Origin of the sequence: Idiomarina loihiensis L2TR, assembly GCF_000008465.1 — a bacterium.
Lineage (GTDB): Bacteria > Pseudomonadota > Gammaproteobacteria > Enterobacterales > Alteromonadaceae > Idiomarina > Idiomarina loihiensis.
Genome location: NC_006512.1, coordinates 637,518 through 657,041, shown reverse-complemented (window position 1 = coordinate 657,041; position 19,524 = coordinate 637,518). Strand labels below are relative to the sequence as shown.

15 protein-coding genes are annotated in these 19,524 nt (G+C 48.9%); 7 read left to right on the top strand and 8 right to left on the bottom strand.

All coding sequences use genetic code 11. The features are described 5' to 3' along the window. Positions 1-21 precede the first annotated feature (21 nt). Positions 22-957, top strand: coding sequence for a LysR family transcriptional regulator (locus IL_RS03070; protein WP_011233862.1), 936 nt, complete (start codon positions 22-24; stop codon positions 955-957). A 16-nt stretch (positions 958-973) separates the two neighbouring features. Here the strand turns inward: IL_RS03070 and IL_RS03065 are convergent, their stop codons facing one another. After that, the gene (locus IL_RS03065; RefSeq protein WP_011233861.1) at positions 974-4,150 is read right to left on the bottom strand and encodes an amidohydrolase family protein; all 3,177 of its coding nucleotides are present in this window, start codon (positions 4,148-4,150) and stop codon (positions 974-976) included. A 149-nt stretch (positions 4,151-4,299) separates the two neighbouring features. On the opposite strand from IL_RS03065, the gene IL_RS03060 reads away from it, so the two are divergent. Together IL_RS03060 and IL_RS03055 are read left to right on the top strand one after the other, a co-directional pair. Then, complete coding sequence (locus tag IL_RS03060; RefSeq protein WP_011233860.1) at positions 4,300-5,667, top strand: GAF domain-containing sensor histidine kinase; 1,368 nt, start codon at positions 4,300-4,302, stop codon at positions 5,665-5,667. An 8-nt stretch (positions 5,668-5,675) separates the two neighbouring features. Continuing rightward, positions 5,676-6,131: a TerB family tellurite resistance protein gene (locus IL_RS03055; protein WP_011233859.1), complete on the top strand. Its 456-nt coding sequence runs from the start codon at positions 5,676-5,678 to the stop codon at positions 6,129-6,131. A gap of 33 nt (positions 6,132-6,164) precedes the next feature. Here the strand turns inward: IL_RS03055 and IL_RS03050 are convergent, their stop codons facing one another. The 3 genes from IL_RS03050 to azu all read right to left on the bottom strand — a co-directional run bounded on the left by IL_RS03050 (position 6,165) and on the right by azu (position 10,852). Beyond that, positions 6,165-9,272: an efflux RND transporter permease subunit gene (locus IL_RS03050; protein WP_011233858.1), complete on the bottom strand. Its 3,108-nt coding sequence runs from the start codon at positions 9,270-9,272 to the stop codon at positions 6,165-6,167. Next, positions 9,272-10,315: an efflux RND transporter periplasmic adaptor subunit gene (locus IL_RS03045; protein WP_011233857.1), complete on the bottom strand. Its 1,044-nt coding sequence runs from the start codon at positions 10,313-10,315 to the stop codon at positions 9,272-9,274. The genes IL_RS03050 and IL_RS03045 overlap by 1 nt, the downstream gene beginning before the upstream one ends. Positions 10,316-10,402: 87 nt before the next feature. Then, complete coding sequence (gene azu / locus IL_RS03040) at positions 10,403-10,852, bottom strand: azurin (RefSeq protein WP_011233856.1); 450 nt, start codon at positions 10,850-10,852, stop codon at positions 10,403-10,405. 85 nt (positions 10,853-10,937) lie between these two features. Here azu and IL_RS03035 point away from each other — a divergent pair, with 85 nt between their 5' ends. After that, entirely contained in the window at positions 10,938-12,089 is a 1,152-nt protein-coding gene (locus tag IL_RS03035; RefSeq protein WP_011233855.1) for a trans-sulfuration enzyme family protein, read from the top strand. Here the strand turns inward: IL_RS03035 and IL_RS03030 are convergent. From IL_RS03030 to IL_RS03015, 4 genes are all read right to left on the bottom strand, one after another. Beyond that, the gene (locus tag IL_RS03030) at positions 12,086-13,774 is read right to left on the bottom strand and encodes an NAD-dependent malic enzyme (protein WP_011233854.1); all 1,689 of its coding nucleotides are present in this window, start codon (positions 13,772-13,774) and stop codon (positions 12,086-12,088) included. The genes IL_RS03035 and IL_RS03030 overlap by 4 nt on opposite strands. 337 nt (positions 13,775-14,111) lie before the next feature. Then, complete coding sequence (gene murI, locus IL_RS03025) at positions 14,112-14,858, bottom strand: glutamate racemase (protein ID WP_011233853.1); 747 nt, start codon at positions 14,856-14,858, stop codon at positions 14,112-14,114. A gap of 20 nt (positions 14,859-14,878) precedes the next feature. Beyond that, on the bottom strand, positions 14,879-17,128 hold the full coding sequence (locus IL_RS03020) for a heavy metal translocating P-type ATPase (protein ID WP_011233852.1): 2,250 nt from the start codon (positions 17,126-17,128) through the stop codon (positions 14,879-14,881). Next, complete coding sequence (locus IL_RS03015; protein WP_011233851.1) at positions 17,121-17,753, bottom strand: DUF998 domain-containing protein; 633 nt, start codon at positions 17,751-17,753, stop codon at positions 17,121-17,123. The genes IL_RS03020 and IL_RS03015 overlap by 8 nt, the downstream gene beginning before the upstream one ends. Positions 17,754-17,820: 67 nt before the next feature. Here IL_RS03015 and IL_RS03010 point away from each other — a divergent pair, with 67 nt between their 5' ends. The 3 genes from IL_RS03010 (at position 17,821) to IL_RS03000 (ending at position 19,357) form a co-directional block, all read left to right on the top strand. After that, positions 17,821-18,570 (top strand): 3',5'-cyclic-nucleotide phosphodiesterase, encoded by a 750-nt coding sequence (locus IL_RS03010; RefSeq protein ID WP_016341280.1) that lies wholly within the window; start codon positions 17,821-17,823, stop codon positions 18,568-18,570. Positions 18,571-18,774: 204 nt separating this feature from the next. Then, complete coding sequence (locus IL_RS13850; RefSeq protein WP_016341279.1) at positions 18,775-19,101, top strand: type II toxin-antitoxin system RelE/ParE family toxin; 327 nt, start codon at positions 18,775-18,777, stop codon at positions 19,099-19,101. Beyond that, positions 19,076-19,357, top strand: coding sequence for an addiction module antidote protein (locus tag IL_RS03000; RefSeq protein ID WP_011233848.1), 282 nt, complete (start codon positions 19,076-19,078; stop codon positions 19,355-19,357). Before IL_RS13850 ends, IL_RS03000 begins: the two co-directional genes overlap by 26 nt. The last annotated feature ends 167 nt before the right edge of the window (positions 19,358-19,524 follow it).

The following is a 19,524-nucleotide window of genomic DNA, read 5'->3' as shown; positions in this document are numbered from 1 at the left end:
TTCCACTTATTCTGGATAGTTATGAACACCATCAAAGACATTGATCTGAACCTGCTGGTTTACTTAGATGTGCTGCTGCGGGAGAAGAACGTAACCCGTGCCGCAGCTCAGCTTAATATTACCCAGCCGGCCATGAGTAACGGTCTAAAGCGTCTACGCAACCTGCTGAATGACCCTATTTTAGTTCGCACCAGCGAAGGTATGGTACCAACTCAACGCGCGTTAGACATGCAGGAAGCCCTGCGCGGCGTATTATATTCGGTTGAGGAGATGATTCAGCCGGTGCGTGAGTTTGATGCGCCCACCAGTGACCAGGTCTTTCGTATTATGGCGTCCGACTATGCCGCCTCGACACTCATGCCAAAGCTGCTGGAAAAACTCGATGAGCAGGCACCTCACGTATCACTGGATATTATGACTCCCAGCGATATCAGCTTTCACGACGTTGAGAACGGCAAGGTGGATTTAGCCATTAACCGCTTTGAACAGTTACCACAGTCGTTTCATCAAAAGAATTTATGGAGCGACGAGTTTTCCTGCCTAATCCGCAAAGATCATCCGTTGTTGCAGGACTACACCTTAGACAACTACTTAAAAGCTCAGCATGTGTGGGTGAGTAAAACCGGTTTTGGAGTGGGCGTAGGGATGGACCCGCACGACGTACAAAAACTCGGCTGGGTAGATGACGCTTTAGATAAACTGGGCAAACGCCGGAAAATTAAAGTGTTTACCCGTAATTATCATGTGGCTATGTATCTGGCACGTCAGGGGCTGGTTGCTACCTTGCCAACCCGAGCAGCGGAACTGTATTCACAAGACAGTCAGTTAGTTATGAAAGCTCCGCCGTTTGAGATACCGGGTTTAACTCTGACCATGATCTGGTCACCGCTACTGCAGCACGATGCAGGCCACCGCTGGTTCCGACAAGTCGTCGCCGAAACAGCGGCAGCTTCCTAGCTTCCTTAATAAGGGCTTATTCTTCCCAGAAAAAGTCCTTACGTTTGAGTGGCTCCGGCAACAAGCGATCCATGGTGGTCGCGTCATAGAGTACGCCATTAACCATGGTGTGAGTCACTTTATCGGTATCACGGATGTTCTCCAGCGGGTTGCCATCAATAACGATAATATCCGCCAGTTTACCTTCTTGCAGTGAGCCTAACGCGTGGTCCATACCGAAAACCCGCGCCGGATCAATGGTCGCCGTACGTAAGGCTTCCAAAGGTTCCATGCCGCCCTGAGCCATCATCCAGATTTCCCAGTGCTGCGCTAAACCTTCACGCTGACCATGGGCACCGGCAAGTACTTCAACCCCCAGGTCCTGCAACTCAGTTGCCACTTCGGCATTATTAAAGTGGTTGTAGTGGTTATGAGGTGCTTTTTCACGACGCATTGCCTTACCCACTAAAAATTCCATGGGTACATACTGAGTCAGCTTGGGATGCTTCCACACATCGGTTTCCGCATACCAATAGTTCTCACCCCAAATACCACCATAAGCCACACCCAGGGTTGGTGTATAAGCTACGTCGCTTTGCTGCCATAACTGACGAATATCATCATAGATATTGGCAACTGGTAGCGAGTGCTCAACCGTGGTGTGCCCGTCCATGATCATGGTTAAGTTGTGCTGCAACAAAGAGCCTCCTTCCGGCACCACCATCATTTCCAGCTCTCGCCCGGCTTCAACCACTTGCTGACGCTGGTTACGGCGTGGCTGGTTGTAACTCTTGACAGAAAACGCGCCCACTTTCTTCAGACGCTCTAAATGAAACTTCGCGTCTTCCAGGCTATCCACATGCGAGGTGTAACCCGGGCCATTAGCACCGTATAAAATGGTGCCGGTTGAAAACAGTCTTGGCGCGGCAATTCTTCCCGCTTTCTGCAGCTCTGAAGCCGCAAAGAATTCGGTTGTGTCGTTAGACGGATCGTGAATTGAGGTCACACCAAATGCCAGGTTCGCGTACTGTCCCCAGTTCTGCTGCGGGATAATTTCCGCCTGCCCCTGACTACCGTGCGCATGTGCGTCAAATAAACCCGGCATAACAGTCTTGCCGCTGGTATCAATAACTTCAGCGCCGGAAGGCACATTAACTTCAGCTTCAGGGCCAACCGCCACAATTTTATTATTGCGCACCACCACAGTACCCTGCTTGTAAACTGTGTCGCCGTTCATGGTAATAACCTGACCACCAACAAAAGCAACCGTCGTATCCGGTATCATAGCGTCATGTTCAAAACCAATGTTCTGGCCATTTTCTACTTTCAGGGTGTCGCTTTCAGTGTCAGCATTAAAGGCTTCAGCCACCGATGTATGGTAAAGCTCCGGCCCTAATGTCCAGTAAAGCTGGTCACTGTTTGCCGTCCAGGATAAGTTTTCACCAGCGCGAACGGACAACTGATGCACCGGCATTTGTTTATCACCCGGACCAACATTAATAACACTGCCACGCTCGACTAAAGGCGTCACAAATACTTTAAAACGTTCAGCAAAAGCCAATTGCTTGCCGTCCGGAGACACACGGAACTCAGTTGCTAGTTCCGACTGATACAAGTCGCGCTGCTCCAGCGTGCGTAAATCAATAGCACTTAAGGTTGGTTTATCTCCCGGTGTCATCAAATAAACCCGGTCGTTACGTGCGCCATATTGCGGTAAATGCCCACTTTCAGCAATTTGCTCCGGTTCTGCATTGGCAGACACCGCTACGCGATAAATACCGTTTTCCAGACCAAACTTATCGGAAATTAAATAACCTCCACGCACCTTGCGGTAAACCACATGCTTGCCGTTTGGAGAGAATGTGGGTTCAACAAAGTTGCCCTGTCCAGTATTCAGCACTTGCTCATCACCAGAACTGATATCGCGAACAATAACCTTTGCCTGCGCTTCGTCATTCCAGCGGACGAATACGACTTTTTCGCCGTCACGTGAATACTGCGGATAGAGTTCAAAATCTTCGCTATTGGTTAAACGCTGCGGCTCACCATCTGGCAACGAACGTTGATATAAGCTGCCCAAAGCTTCGTAAATCACCGCATCACCCTGAGGAGATACTTGCGCCATACGCAACATTTTCACGTCAAACTGGTCAGCTTCAACGTTTTGTTTAAAGCCCAACGCATGCTGTACTTTCTTCTCGGTTTCAACTTTAAACGGAATAATACGGGCGCTGCCGTCATCAATGTTCAGCTTCTGAATATGACCACCGGCCCAGAACACTAATTGCTTCGAATCTGGTGTCCAGTCCATAGTGGGGTAAACCCCATGAATGGCCCAGGTTTCCTGCATGTCGCGTTCCATTTTCCCGTAAACCCGCTTGTGTTCACCGGTTTTCAGATCCAGCACGTACAGCACGCTGTCAAAGTCTTCACGCTTAATGTAAGCCAGGTAACGTCCGTCGGGTGACGGTGTTGGGCGAATAGCCCCGCCGGCACCGCTTATCAGCGTTTCAATCTCACCAGTTTCACGCTCAAAACGTTTTATGTCGTAAATACCTTCCAGCGAATCTTTACTGTAGTGAAAGGTTTTGCCCGGCGTGTCATCCTGGGAAAAATAGATGTATTTGCCGTCCGGCGAAAACGCCGGCTCGCCTAAATCCTTCTGATCATTGGGGCGTTCGGTCAGTTGCACACCCGAGCCGCCGCTGCGGTGGTACATCCACACTTCCCCCGCGCCTAATGAACGGCTGGCAGTGAAGTGTTTACGAGCAACCAAAAACTCGCTGTCCGGACTCCAGGCCGGGCTGTTCAGTAATCGGAAAGTTTCTTCGGTAACGGCGCGCACGTTGTTGCCATCGGCATCCATTACCCAAATGTTATCGCCACCGCCCTGATCAGAGGTAAAAGCAATGTAGCGGCCATTTGGTGAATAAACCGGCTGCATATGCCACGCAATACCGCCTATCAGTTTTTCAGCTTCACCGCCGCCAAACGGCATACGGTAAATGTCCCCCAATAAATCAAACACAATGTATTCACCGTCCGGGCTGACATCCACATTCATCCAGGTGCCGGAGTTGACCGATATATCAATGGTTTTAAACTCCCCTTGGGGGTCGCTCACATCCCAGCCCTGGGTTTGCTCCTGTGCCATGCTCACCGGCGCAAAGCTTAAAAGCGATGCAACCGCTAGGGTTAGTGTTGTTCTTTTCATGGTATAGCCTCTTAAAAATGTCTTACCTTTGTAAGGAGTTAAGATCCAAATGTCCAGTAGCTAACGTTAAATGGTGAGGAAAGGTCGATTAATGGACTTTAGAGGTCAGTAAGTTATAGTGAGAAAATATTCAGACAACCGGATTGAATATGAACGATGCTTTAGAGAACATCCTCCTCGACGTATCTAAATCGCCAGATATTGACGGTGGCGACTTAGAGAAAGCGTCCGAGCTTATATTAGCCTCTGCTCTGAAGGGGTTGGATATTACCAGGGTTAGTATCTGGTTACTGCAATCGGACAAACAAGCCATGAGAGCGGCTAAACTCATTGACGAGAAATCGCCAAACGCTGAAGTCCCGGTACTTTACAAAAACCAGTTACCTTCTTACTTTCAGGCGTTAGAATCCGAACGCACCATTATTGCCAACGATGCCCGCTGTCATCCTGCAACTATAGAGCTAACTAACGGCTATCTTGAGGAAACCGGCGTTTACGGCTTACTTGACGTTCCCTTACGCCATAAAGGCGAGATGATAGGCGTTATGTGCAGCGAAAGTCGAAGGGAAAACCGCATCTGGACACCGGCTGAAGTTGCTTTTGTCGGTATGCTGGCGGACATTTACGGTCGTGCTGTTAGTGCCGCTGAACGAGAACGGTTTGAGGCCCTGCTCATTCAACAAAATGAGCAATTGGAAAGCATGGTAGAGGAACGTACTCAATCTCTGACCAAGGCACTGGATAACTTTAAACAAGCTCAGGAGAGGTTAATTGAAACGGAAAAAATGGCCGCATTGGGTAAGTTAGTTGCCGGTGTTGCTCACGAAGTGAATACCCCGCTGGGCGTTTCAGTAACCGCCGTAACTCATTGCGAACATCGCCTGAAAAAACTGAATCAGAGTTTTACTGATGGTTCCATTTCACGAAAACATCTGCAGACCTTTATCGACAATACGTTTGAAGCTTACCAGCTACTAAGCAGCAACCTTGAACGCGCCGCAACACTGATTCAGAACTTTAAGAAAACGGCGGTCGATCAGTCCAGTTTTGAGCTGGTGAAATGCCAGCTCAACGACTATTTACACGCATTAGTCTTAAGCCTCAACCCTATGGTGAAAAAGAAAAAAGTCACCATTACTATTCACTGCAATGAAGATATTGTCTTGAAAACCTACCAGGGCGCACTAGCACAAATTGTGACTAATCTGGTCAGTAACACCAACGACCACGCCTTTGCCGAACCCGACGAAAATCATCAAATTGAAATTATAGCCACAGAAGAAGATAGCGGTGTACGTTTTTCTTTTCGTGACAACGGCAAAGGTATGGACAGCGAAACCATAAAAGATATTTTTGAACCCTTTTTCACCACATCTCGCCAGACTGGCGGGTCCGGACTGGGCTTATCCATTGTTTATAATTTAGTAACACGGAAACTCAAAGGTCAGATATCTGTCCAATCAACGCCTGGCGAAGGCACTGAATTTTCTTTTTTCTTACCTAATTTACCTAAATAGGATGTTGTATGCTTAAAGCTCTGCAAAACTTTTTTCAAAACAATACTGCCGCTGAACAGGCCAGCCTGAATAAGGCAGAAGGTATGACAGACGATGCATTCCTTTCACTGGTATTAATGACTGAAATAAGTCTTGCCGACGGTACGTTGTCGGACGAGGAACGCCAGCACCTCTTACATGAGCTTGAGCACGAATATGACATTACGGATGAACAAGCAGAAAACGCTATTAGAAAAGCCGTAAAAACAGTAAAAGAAGCCGCTTCGCTGTACGAGTTTACCGCTCAGCTAAAAGCTCTCGCTTACGAAAAGCGCGTTGAGCTATTGGAAAGTTTATGGGTAGTTGCCTACGCTGATGGCGAGCTTGACCCTTATGAGGAAAGCATGTTGCGCAAGCTGGCAGACTTACTCTACATTAGTCACGCTGACTATATTCGAACCAAATTAAAAGTCATGGATTCCTAAGGTCGACGATTAAAAGCTCGGTCAGCGGCCATTTTAATGGCCGCTTTCTCTCGCCGCTTCCATTTCACTTTCAAGACGAGCGGCTTCATCGGCACGCGGCTTGGTGAAACGCGCTAACCACAAATAGAGTACTGGGGTCAGGTAAAGCGTAAACAGAGTTGCCAGTCCTAGACCACCAAATACAACCCAACCAATTGAATTACGTGCTTCAGCGCCCGCACCAGAAGACAGAATAAGCGGTAAGCCACCCAGAACCGTGGATACCAGTGTCATCATAATAGGCCGTAAACGTATCAATGACGCCTCTTCTATCGCCTCACGAACCTCTAATCCCCGGTCCCGCAACTGGTCAGCAAATTCAACCAGCAATACAGAGTTTTTCGCCAGCAGACCTATCAGCATCACCAATCCAATTTGAGAATAAATGTTCAGTGAAGTGCCGGTCAGGAATAAGGCGTAAATAGCTGCGGCAATGCCAAAAGGCACGGTCAGCATAACGACCACTGCACTGTTTAATGACTCAAACTGAGCGGCGAGGACCAGCAGAACAATCAGGAACGCCAGAATATAAGTCATAGCAATTTCCTGCGAGGTGTCTTCAAATGTTGCGGCTTCCCCTAAAAAGACCAACCCCATACTATCAGGCAAAACTTCTCCGGCTATAGTACGCAACTGGTCAACAACGTCTGACATAGGCATGTCATCAGGCAATTGTACATCTACTTCTATCGCTCGCCGCTGTGCTTGACGCTCAAGCTCTGCTGACACGCCTTCTTCAATAATTTCGGAAACACTGGAAATAGGAACCAGATCACCGCTGCTTGACGATACATAAAGGTTCTGCATGTCCTGCGGCGACTGAATTAAATTATTACGGGTGCGCAGCATAACCGGAATTTGCTGGTCTCCCACGTTTAAGTCGGCTACGTCATCGCCGTTAATGGCAGCACGTAAAGTTGCGGATATATCATTTAATGATACCCCCAGCTCCGCGGCTCGACGACGGTCAATTTTGACCCTCAACTGCGGCTGCGTCGGTTGATAGGAGACATTAATGTTACCCAAATCAGGCATACGTTCTTTAATAATGGCGGTAAATTCACGAGCAACCTTAAAGATCTCGTCATAATTTTCGCCGGTAATAGCCATTTCCAGGCCGCCCCCCTGGCCTCGCAAGTTCAGGCTGTTGTCACCAAAGGCCTGTCCCGGTGCGCCTGGAACCTGACTCAACGGTTCCCGAATATTATTAATAATTTCCTGTTGGCTAATATCTCGTTCTTCCCAGGGTTTGAGGTTTGCCGTAATGAAAACCAGGTTCGGGTCCCACTGACCAACAACAGTATAAATCGACTCTATGTCACCGCTTTCTTTATACTCCAGCAGCACTTCTTCAAGCTTACGAGCCTGACGATCCATAAATTTAAGGCCAACCCCGTCAGGCCCGCGCGAAAATACCCGGACCGCCCCACGGTCTTCATTGGGCATAAGCTCGCTGTCAATTTCATTGTAAAGCAGCGCGCCGCCGCCAGCAGATAACAAAGACAAAACCACCACAACCCAGCTAAAATCGAGGGCTTTGTGCAACGTTCGTTTATAGAACCGCTTAAAGGCGTTGCCGATTCCCGCAAATCGGTTATTCTGCCCGGCTGATTTCGGCAGACGAGCAGTAAAAGCCGGTACCAGAGACAAAGCAACAAAAGAAGAAATGACCACTGCAGCCGCAAGCACACCGCCAAACTCGCGGAATAAACGCCCGGCTGTTGAAGGTAAAAACGCAATTGGTACAAACACTGCAACCAACACGGCCGTCGTTGCCACTACCGCAAAAAACACTTCGCGGGTGGCTAATACGGCAGCAGCACGGCTACCAAGCCCCATGCTACGGCGTCGTTGAATATTCTCGGTAACCACAATGGCATCATCAACTATCAGGCCTGTTGCCAACACCAGAGCCAGCAAGGTCAGAATATTAATGGAAAAGCCCATCAACCAAATAGCAGCAATAGCACCGAACAATGCAACAGGAATAGAGAATGCCGGAATAATAGTCGCACGGAATGAACCAATGAATACCCACAAGGTTGCGACAACCAAAACAATGGTAATGGCAAGGGTCGTCACCACTTCAGCTACTGACTTGCGAATAAACTGCGCATCGTCATTGGTAATACGCATTTCCATATCAGGAAAACGCTCACGCAGGCGTTCAAGTACCGCTAACGCCTGATCAGAAATCTCTATAGTATTGGAACCAGCCTGGCGTATAACACCAAGACCAACAACCGGTTTGCCGTCCAGGCGAACAAAGCTGTTTGCGTCTGCAGGCGCAAAATAAGCTTGTGCAACATCTCCAATACGGGTATCGCCACTGACTATAATATTCTCAACCTGATCTTCGGTAATCGCAGTGGCATCGGCCCGGACAATTAGCCGCTGATCGGTTGAACGCAAACTACCGGCAGGCACATCAAAAGGCGCTAAACGCAGCGCGTCAGCTACGTCCGTTACAGATAAGCCAAAGCTCACCAATTTAAGAGGGTCCAGGTCAACGCGTAATACTCGTTCCCGGTCACCATTTAACCGGACATCCGCTACTCCGTTAATTGCCAGAAATTCAGGCGACAAATCAGTTTCCAGTCGGCGAGTCAGCTCTTCCTGAGTCAAACTGTCGCTGCTAACGGCAATATCCAACACCGAACGCGCATCGCTGTCAGCTTTTTGCACGTTAATTTGTTCGACGTCATCGGGTAATTCCCGACGCACCTGATTAACCGCCTCACGAACCTCCGCGGCCACCACATCTAAGTCAACTCCGGGACGGAATTCAATTGAAATACGCGCGCTATTTTCTTCACTCGAAGACTGGATAGATTCCACGCCAGAAACACGAGCCGCCGCACCTTCCAGAATACTGGTTACTTCTGCGTCCACCGTTTCTGGTGCACCGCCTGGAAGTGTTGCGCTAACGCCGACAACAGGCCGGTCGACATCCGGTAACTCCCGTACTTCTACGCCCATTAACGCGGCCAAACCGGCAATGGCGATAAGAACATTCAGGACAACAATCAGTACCGGGCGGCGAATTGATACCGAAGGTAAATCGTTAGAATCCGGATGATTATTCAGTTGTTGATCTGACATTATTCAACGGCCTCTTGCGTATCGAGCGTTGCCCGATCAAAAGTCACAGGCTGACCCTCACGCAAACTTTGTACCCCTTCAACTATCAGTAAATCATCGCGTTGAATGTCTCCTGAAACTAAAACACGGCCTGCTAAGCGCTGCTCTATCTGGACATCAATACGGTGTGCTTTGCCGTCTTCAACAACCCAGACGAAAGGATTATTAACCCCCCAGGACAATGCCGCTTCGGGTATTGAAGCGAACTCTTCACCGGCAAGCTCTATAGCCGTTCTAAAGCTGGTTCCAGGCAAAAAGTCGTCGCTGTCGTTATTAATTTTAGCGCGCGCCCGGTACATGCGGCTGGTGGCATTAATTCGTGAATCGAGTTCAATAATTTCAGCAATAACTGGTTTCCCGGAATACCGCCAGGGTTGTACTTTTAATTCAGCACCGTCTTGCAGCAAAGAAACGGCCGCTTCAGGAATACGAAAATCAATTAATAAAGTAGAGCGATCATCTAAGGTCGCAATCGCGGTTTGTTGATCAATTCGGTCACCAACTTCAACGTCAGTAATACCAATAATTCCGGTAAAAGGCGCACGGATAAAACGGTCTTCCAGTTCAATTTTGGCGTTATCCAGTTCTACTCGTGCTAAATCTCTTAATAAAATAGCGTTGTCTAGCTCAGACTGGGGCACAGCCCCCTGTTCGCGACTAGTCCGTAAACGTTCTACCGTACGTTCTGCATCGCGTAAGTTAATTTGTGCCTGTTCTACTGCCACTTGCTGACGACGGGCATCCAGCTCGACCAATAGTTCGTCTTTCTCAACTTTGTCGCCAGGATTAAAATTTACCGCGACGACTCTGTCGCCAACAGCAGGGTAAATGGTAATGGAGCGCACAGCTTCGGCCGTACCAACTGCTTCTACCCGGTTACGTTCACGCTCAAAAGTCACTTGTTGCGCTAAAACCAGCGCTTCGCGTGAGCCAAATTGTTGTGCCCGGCTCGTTTCACTTTGTAGCGAGAACAAAAACACTAAGGTAATGAGTAAAAACTTCATAACGGTCAAATGGAGCTCCAAAAAAACTGCAGCCACGTAGGCTGCAGTTATTACTAGTCAATTTGCGGTTAAGCAATGTTGCGAAAATTACTCTTTAATCGCAAAGCTGCCTTGCATAATTGCTGAGTGGCCAGGGAAGGTGCAGAAGAATTTATAATCTGTATCTGCACTCATGCCTTCTGTAGAAAACGTCACTGACGTTTCTTCACCACCACCAATAACGTCAGTTGCAGCAATTACAGCATCAGAATCTGGTACATAGTTGTTATCCATACCCGCTGACATACCTTGTTGTACAACAGACTGCATATCACCAGCTTCACTCAGTACCCAGTTGTGACCCATGACTTTTTTATCCAGTTTACCTGTGTGATGTAAGGTTACTGTTACTTCGTCACAGCTAGCCGGTACGGACATCTCTTTTGTATCAAATCTCATGTTGTCATTGCCATCTATGGATAGCTCACATTCGTTAGCCTGCGCGGCGTTTGCGACAAACAACATAGAGCCTAGTAGTGCGGAAATTATGTAACGCATTGCAATACCTCTTCGGTTAGTATGAAATGATTCCTTTCTTATATACGTGATATCTCGCATTGAGATTACTTTAACGAGAATTTATATGACGAAACGTCCTTTTTCGCCGCAATCACTCCTTGCTCAGGGTGGTAGTCACTCTGACAACGAAAATGGAGTAATTATCCCTCCAGTATACACATCAACGACTTATCTGCGTGATGACGACAATCAATATCGCAGCGGACGGGTGTATTCAAGGGCTGACAATCCCACTTATCGTCCTGCCGAAAAGCTATTAGCAGAGTTAGAAAATGCGGCAGATGCACGCCTGTTCGCCTCGGGCATGGCTGCCGCTACCGCCGTTTTTCAGGCATTAAAACCCGGCGATAAGGTCATTGCGCCAAAAGTGATGTACTGGGCTTTGCGCAAATGGCTGCAAACTTTTGGCGTCGATAGCGGGCTGGATGTTCGGTTTGTGGATACCACCAATTTAAATGAATTACGCGACGCTATTGCTGAAAGACAACCTACGCTTATTTGGCTGGAAACGCCGGGTAACCCTCTGTGGACAGTAACTGATATTGCCGCCGTAGCTGATATGGCTCGCAATTGCGGATCTCTGCTTGCAATAGATTCCACAGTGGCAACCCCCCTGCTGACCAAGCCACTGGATCTTGGCGCCGATATTGTTATGCACTCCGCCACCAAATACCTTAACGGCCACTCCGATGTCATTTCAGGCGCACTGGCGGCTCGTGAAGATAACGCGTTCTGGCAACGCTTAGTGGCTATTCGAGCCCAGTCCGGAGCCGTACCGGGGCCACAAGACGCAGCACAACTCTTGCGTGGCATGCGCACGTTATTTTTAAGGGTACGGGAAAGTTGCCAAAGTGCCTTATATATTGCCGAGCAACTGGAGCAGCACCCACAGGTTATTGAAGTATTGTATCCCGGCCTGAAAAGTTTTGTCGGCCACGAGATAGCCGTTAAGCAAATGCAGGGCGGTTTCGGCGGTATGCTGTCTATTCGCTTAGCCGGTGGCGAAAAAGCTGCAATTGCCGTTGCCGCAAAAACTCAGCTCTGGCACCGCGCTACATCATTAGGCGGCGTAGAAAGTCTGATTGAGCATCGCGCCAGCATTGAAGGACCAGACACACCGGTACCGTTGGATTTATTGCGTTTATCGGTAGGCATTGAAAACGCCGATGACCTGCTGAACGATTTACAGCAGGCCATCGATTTAGCGCATTCTTAAATACTTACGCGTTTGTAGAAGCGGTATTCGGGTTTCCAGAAATTGTTGTCGATGCGCTCACGCAGCGTGTCGTCATCAATTTCCAGTGCTAAACCTTCCTGTTGAGCCACTTTGCCCACAGCAAAAGCAATATCTTTGCTTAACTGAGTTAAGTCATTAAAGGCTGGCAACAAGGCTTCACCTTTACCATTAGCGCTGGGTGACGCATTCGCCAGTGTCTTACTTGCTACACGCAGCATTTCATCACTAACGCGTTCGGATTTAACCGATAACACCCCAAGACCAATGCCCGGGAAGATATAACTGTTGTTACACTGCGCTATTGGGTATATACGACCATCATATTCTACTTCACCAAAAGGGCTTCCGGTTGCGACAATGGCTTTACCTTCACTCCACTTCAGTACATCCGCTGGGTGCGCTTCCACATGTTTAGAGGGGTTACTCAATGGGAAAATAATGGGACGCTCGACATTTTTTGCCATGGTCGAAATAACTTGCTCGGTAAAGAGCCCCGCCTGACCAGACACACCAATTAAAATGTCAGGCTCAGCACAATGCATCACATCCAGCAGCGACGGGTACTCACCACTGTATTCCCAGGCGTTTAAATCGCTGGTTTTCTGCGCCAGCGCCTGCTGGAAGTCACGCAGGCCATCCATGGTATCCATAACCAGACCAAAGCGATCGACCATAAAGATTTGTCTCTTCGCCTGCTCTTCCGTTAAACCTTCGGCGGTCATCTGAATCATAATCTGTTCTGCAATACCGCAGCCCGCAGACCCAGCACCAACAAACACCACCTTCTGTTCACTAAGCTTTTTGCCTTTCTGGCGACAAGCTGCCAGTAAGGTGCCCACCGTCACAGACGCGGTGCCCTGAATGTCGTCATTAAAACAGCAAACTTCATCACGGTAACGACGCAATAAAGGCATGGCGTTAGGTTGAGCAAAGTCCTCAAACTGCAGCATCACGCCCGGCCAGCGTCTGGTCACCGCTTTTATAAATTTGTCGAGGAATTCATCATACTCGTCCTGCTCAATGCGCTTATGGCGAGCTCCCATATACATTGGGTCTTCCAGAAGCTTTTCGTTATTGGTACCAACATCCAGCATTACTGGCAGCGTATAGGCAGGACTAATGCCGCCGCAAGCGGTGTACAGCGACAGTTTTCCGATAGGAATACCCATGCCACCAATACCCTGATCACCCAAGCCCAGAATACGTTCGCCGTCGGTCACGACAATCACTTTCACTTTTTGCTTAGTGGCATTGCGCAGAATATCGTCTATCTGATCACGTTCAGAATAGGAAATAAACAAACCACGTGAGCTGCGGTAAATGTCTGAGAATTTCTCACAGGCATCACCCACAGTCGGGGTGTAGATAATCGGCATCATCTCTTCCAGATGATCCGTCAGCAAGCGATAGAACAGAGTTTCGTTGTTGTCCTGAATAGCGCGCAGATAAATATGCTTGTTAATGGGCGTTTCAAAGCTCCGGTATTGCATGTAAGCCCGTTCTGCCTGCTCTTCAATGCTCTCATAACGAGGCGGCAACAAACCCGTCAGGTTAAACGCGGCACGCTCTTCCTTACTGAAGGCACTGCCCTTATTCAATAAAGGGGTTTCCAACAAATTAGGGCCAGAATACGGAATATAAAGCGGACGCTGCGTCTGCGGCATAAGTACAAACTCCTGAAAGCAAAAGTAATACGAATATCATAACATCAACATCACGCTAGTTGCTATTCCAGCTGGCTCAGAGCAGGGGAAGCAGGGCTGGTAGGTAATTCGGCTGAGATAACAGAACCCGGGCTTCAGGAGACGCTGCAAGTTCATCCATGAACGCTTGACGAAGGCCATGGAACTGATAAAACTCGCCGGATGAGTGCACCGACGGTTACTAAGGCTCTTACGGAGGTGTGCAGCGCCATGGATGGCGCTGCTCAAGCCCTACAGGGACGTACTTGCGGGCGGCCTCCGTAAGAGCCTTAGTAACCTCAGCACTCGTTCGGTGACGCTAGAGCTTCAGGCCCCAGCGGGTGGCGGTGCGTTTGACGGCGTCGACATTTTCGGTGGCTATGATGTGCAGTGGTGTGCGGTCAAACTGGGCGCTTAAGTCCAGATGTTGTTTTAGCCAGGCCAGCATGGCTTCGCCGGAATGAATGGTTTTTGCACCATTGAAATACGCAGAAATGCTCTCGGCAATTAGCGGAAAATGCGTACAACCCAGCAGCACCACGTCGGGCTTTTCAAGCTTGCCAAAATAATGCTTAAAGGTTTCCTGCAGTATCGGGCCGTCGTACAACTCTTCTTCGACAATAGGCACAAACAACGGCGTGGCCATAGCGTTTACCTGGTTGTAACCTAAAGCCTGTATCTGCTGCTGATAAGCACCGGAGTTTATCGTCGAGCGAGTGGCTATAACTAACACCTGGGCGCTGGTATCAATACCCTGCAGTTGTTCCAACGCCATGACACCGGGTTCCAGCACGCCGTACACCGGTTTATTGGAAAACTTCTGCATTTGCTCCAGAGCGGTCACACTGACGGTATTGCAGGCCACTACCAGACAATCCACATCGGCACCGTTAAAAAACTCTACCGCCTCCAGCGCATAGCGCGTAACGGTATTGCTGTCCTTGCTACCGTAAGGCACCCGGGCTGTGTCTCCGTAATACAGCAGCTCGCTGAAACAACCACTTTGTTGTAGTGACCGCGCCACAGTTAAACCACCGACACCGCTATCAAAAACTCCGACTTTCATGCCCGTCTATTCCTTGCAGTTTACTTTTCCAAATTTACAGTTTTAAGGCGCAGCGCGTTAGTTATCACGAACACACTGGACAATGCCATGGCACCCGCGGCCAGCATTGGCGACAGCAAAATACCGAAAAACGGATACAGTACGCCTGCGGCAACAGGAATTAGCGCGGTATTATAAGCAAAAGCCCAGAATAAATTCTGGCGAATGTTGCGCATGGTGGCTTCAGACAACGCAAAAGCCTGTTGCACAACAGTCAGGTTGTCCGACATCAGCACCACATCGGCAGATTCAATAGCCACATCCGTACCGGTGCCAATAGCAAAACCTACGTCTGCAGAGGCCAGTGCCGGTGCGTCGTTTATACCGTCACCCACAAATATGACCTGCCCCCATTGTTTTTTCAGGCGCTTAACGGCATCCACTTTGCCATCGGGTTTTACATTGGCAACCACTTCGTCAATACCCAACTCCTTGGCAATGCGTTTTGCGGTAGACTCAGCGTCACCGGTTACCATGGCGGTTTTGAGGCCGTCGGCGTGCAGGCGCTTAATCAATTCTTTGGCACTGGCTTTTATCGGGTCATCCTGAGTAAATACAGCCGCCAGCTTACCGTCGATTGCGACATAAATCGGGGTGCGTCCACCCTCTGACCATGTTTTAGCATCCGCAGGCTCAGCATCCAGTCCAATATCGTTGTCCCGCATTAGCTCGCTAGTACCAATGTATAGTGTTTTACTGTCTACTTTACCCGTGGCACCCAAACCTGAAATAGCCTCAAAGCTCTCAGGCTCGCTGACTTTAATGTCCTGTTCTTTGGCGTAATTCACCAAAGCTTCTGCTGTAGGATGCTCGGATTTAGCTTCAATCGAAGCCGCTAATGTCAGCACCTCTTTTTCGTCAAACTCGCTTAGGGTCATCCACTCGGTAATAGTCGGTTTGCCTTCGGTCAGCGTACCTGTTTTATCAAAGATAACGCCTTTAGACTGCTGTAACGCCTGCAAAGCACTGCCCTGACGGAATAACACGCCCATTTCCGCACCGCGGCCGGTACCCACCATAATTGAGGTTGGCGTCGCCAGTCCCATGGCACAAGGGCAGGCAATAATCAAAACCGCGACGGCATTAACCAACGCAAAAGTAAGTGCTGACTCACTCGCCGCAAAGTACCACACCACAAAGGTCAGCAAGGCCACCAGCATAACTGCAGGAACAAACCACAAGGTAATGCGGTTCACCGTGTCCTGAATCGGTAACTTACTGCCCTGCGCCTGCTCAACCATACGGATGATCTGCGCCAGCACGGTTCCCTCGCCGGTTGCCGTCACTTTAAAACGCAGAGTGCCTTTTTCGTTCAGCGTTCCTCCAACAACTTTGTCTTCTTTTTGCTTATGCACCGACTCGGCTTCGCCGGTTATCATAGCCTCATTGACATAACTGTCGCCGGAAGACACTTCGCCATCCAGGGCAATACGTTCACCCGGACGTACTTCAATTTCATCGCCTTTACCCAGTTCAGCAATATCGACTTCGGTCACATCACCGTCCCGCACCACACGTGCGGTTTTGCTTTGCAGACTCATCAGTCGCTGAATCGCGTCCGAGGTGTGGCTTTTAGCCCGTGCTTCCATGAAACGTCCAGCCAGAATCAGCGTGACAATAACGGCTGAAGCTTCAAAGTAAACGTTCACTGACTCACTTGGTAACCAGGTTGGGAAAACCGTTGCCACCACCGAATAGCCCCAGGCCGCCGTAGCGCCCAGTGCAACCAAAGAGTTCATATCCGGTGCGCCCCGGAATAGCGCAGGAACTCCCAATTTATAAAAGCGAGCGCCGGGAACCGCCAATACCAGGGTAGTAAGCACTAACTGTATCCACCAGCTGGTTTGTAAACCCAGTGAGTTATGTACCCACTCGGAAAACACCGGCACCATATGGTTACCCATGGCCAGTATGAACACCGGCAACGTCAGCAAAGTCGAAAGCCATAACTGGCCTTTTAACGTACGCATTTCCTTTGCCTGTTGCTCACGCTGCTCACGCATTTGCTTGTCGCGATCAACAACCTCATGCGCCTCGTAGCCCGCATTTTTCACCGCCTGAACTAAGTCATCCACCGACAGCTTTTCAGAATAAGTTACTTCAGCACTGTCCGACGCCAGGTTAACCGAAGCATCTTCAACGCCGTCTAAGCCATTTAATGCCTTGTCGACACGACTCGCGCATGAGCCACAGCTCATGCCTTCCACACTTAAACGAACAGATTTACTCATTACTGCCTCCGTCGGCTTCTGCCGGTTTAAGCCACAACAGCAGCCAGAAAACCACCAGTTGTGCCACGCCAATATAACGCTGTATCGCGCCGCGTACTTCTGCCAATTCGGGGTTAATCATTAGCACAAAACCTAAGGCGATAATCACCGACAAAAGAACAAAAGCACAGCGCACCGGCCAGGTGGTTTTCGGCGTAAAAGTCAGTAAAAGAGCACCCAGAGCAAAACCGAAGTAACTGACCATGCTAATAACATTATGTAATGCCTGTGAACTGGAACCATCCGTCGGACAGCCTAAATCGCAAGGTGCCAGTGCCGCACCGAGGTAAGCCACAGGGTAGAAAAATAGAAGACTCCAGCCAATATGGCTAATGCCTTTAACGCGTAAATGCGGACGCGCAGTTAGTAGTACACCGAAAGAAACCATCGCCAGTGGAATAAAACCGACCCAGCCAAACGCGCCAGCGGCAGTACTGCCAGTGGCATTAATTTCGCTTATATACTGGCTTACATGAGAAAAGTCGTCTTTTACCCAGGTGGCAACCAATTGCAGACCAACCCAAAATAAGGTCAGAATAATGAGTTGCGGCATAACGGGAGAGCTTTTCGTCGGTGTGTTTTCCATGTAGCCTCCTCGGCTGTATTAATGTGATAATCTTTCACTACAGTGTAAACCAAGATGGGAACAGATTGTGAATATTCAAGTGCTTGGCTGCAGCGGCGGACTCAGTGGCGACAATAAAGGCGGCTCCACCTGCATCCAGCTCAATCATAACATTCTGATTGACGCCGGCACCGGTCTGAATCAACTCAGCCTGGCGCAAATGCACCAGGTTCGACATGTGTTTCTGACCCATTCGCATATGGATCACATTGCCGCTTTGCCGACGTTTTTAAGCAACCAATACGGAAGTGAGCACTTACCTGTTACGGTTTACGCACAGGCTCACACTCTGGAAAAGCTGCAAAACAATATTTTTAACGGCGATATCTGGCCTGAGCTCAGCAGCATGACCGAAGGCCCTGAGCCGATACTAAAATTTAGAAAAATCCACCCGGGTGAGTGCATAGAGCTTGAAGGTCTGGAAATTAAAGCTTTTGCCGTAGAGCATAGCGTGCCAACCGTGGGGTACAGTGTAAAAAATCAGGGCAAACACTTTGTTTTTGCCGCCGATACCATTGCCGGCAAGCAGCTGACCGAACAGCTTAACCGCTTAGGCCATATTGATACTCTCATGCTGGAATGCGCCTTTCCCGACGAGTTACTGCATGTTGCAGAGAAAACCAAACACATGACCCCGGCCCTACTACAAAGCGCCCTGAATAGTCTGGAACAACAACCCGCCGAGCTTTGGGTTACCCACTTAAAACCCAGTAACGAAAAAGCCCTGCGCGCAACCTTAGCAGCCAACCCACCGCATAAAAATACGGTGGTGTTGTAATCGGATACTTGCGGTTTCGTCACCGGACCTATGCGATTTCGTAGCCTGACATTTATGTCTGGTGAGATATCGTTCCTGACGTAAACGTCAGGCTACAGAAACATTAAACACCTACGTTACTTCAAATCCTCAGCTTACATACCAGCTTCCGCCGCTCTGCTAATTTACCCATCTTATTTGCTAAAGTGTATTTTAAAAACTACAATGAGCTTATCAATATATGAATCAAATAAATTTCACCAATGGTTGTCAGGTATAAAAGATCAAACAATCAAAGGCCGAATTATTTCGCATATTAATCGATTAATAGAAGGAAGCTCCTGTGACGTGAAGCCTATTGGTCATGGGCTAAGCGAATTAAGAATGCACTTTGGTTCCGGCTACCGAGTTTATTTTTATGAAGATCAGGGTGTGCTCATTTTGTTACTCGCCGGAGGCGATAAAAAAAGCCAAAGCAGGGACATTAAAAGAGCACACTTACTTTACGAATATTGGAGCAACAACAATGGCAACGACTTTCAGAAGGTTTGATGCGGCCTCTTATTTGAACGACGCCGAGTCTGTAGCGGCATTCGTTGCCGATGCTTTGGAAACAGAAGACGCAGGCTACATTGCCAATGCTATTGGCATAGCGGCAAGAACAAAAGGTATGACAGAATTAGCCCAAAAAACTGGGCTATCCAGAGAGCAGCTATACCGTTCATTCAGTGAAAAAGGCAACCCAACCCTTAAAAGTGTACTGGCTGTTACTAAAGCTCTAGGCATAAAAATAACAGCCAGCACCTGACATAAACGCCTGGCTACACGTCGCGAACCAGATGTTCACATCAGGTGAGATACCATGGATAGCAGGATAGCGAGCGCCCAACGGTTGCAGGGACTATTGAGGAGGTGTGCAGCGCGAGCTGCAAGAGGCATCAAACCCGTGGGCTTTCTGCTGCAGGAGTGTCGAAG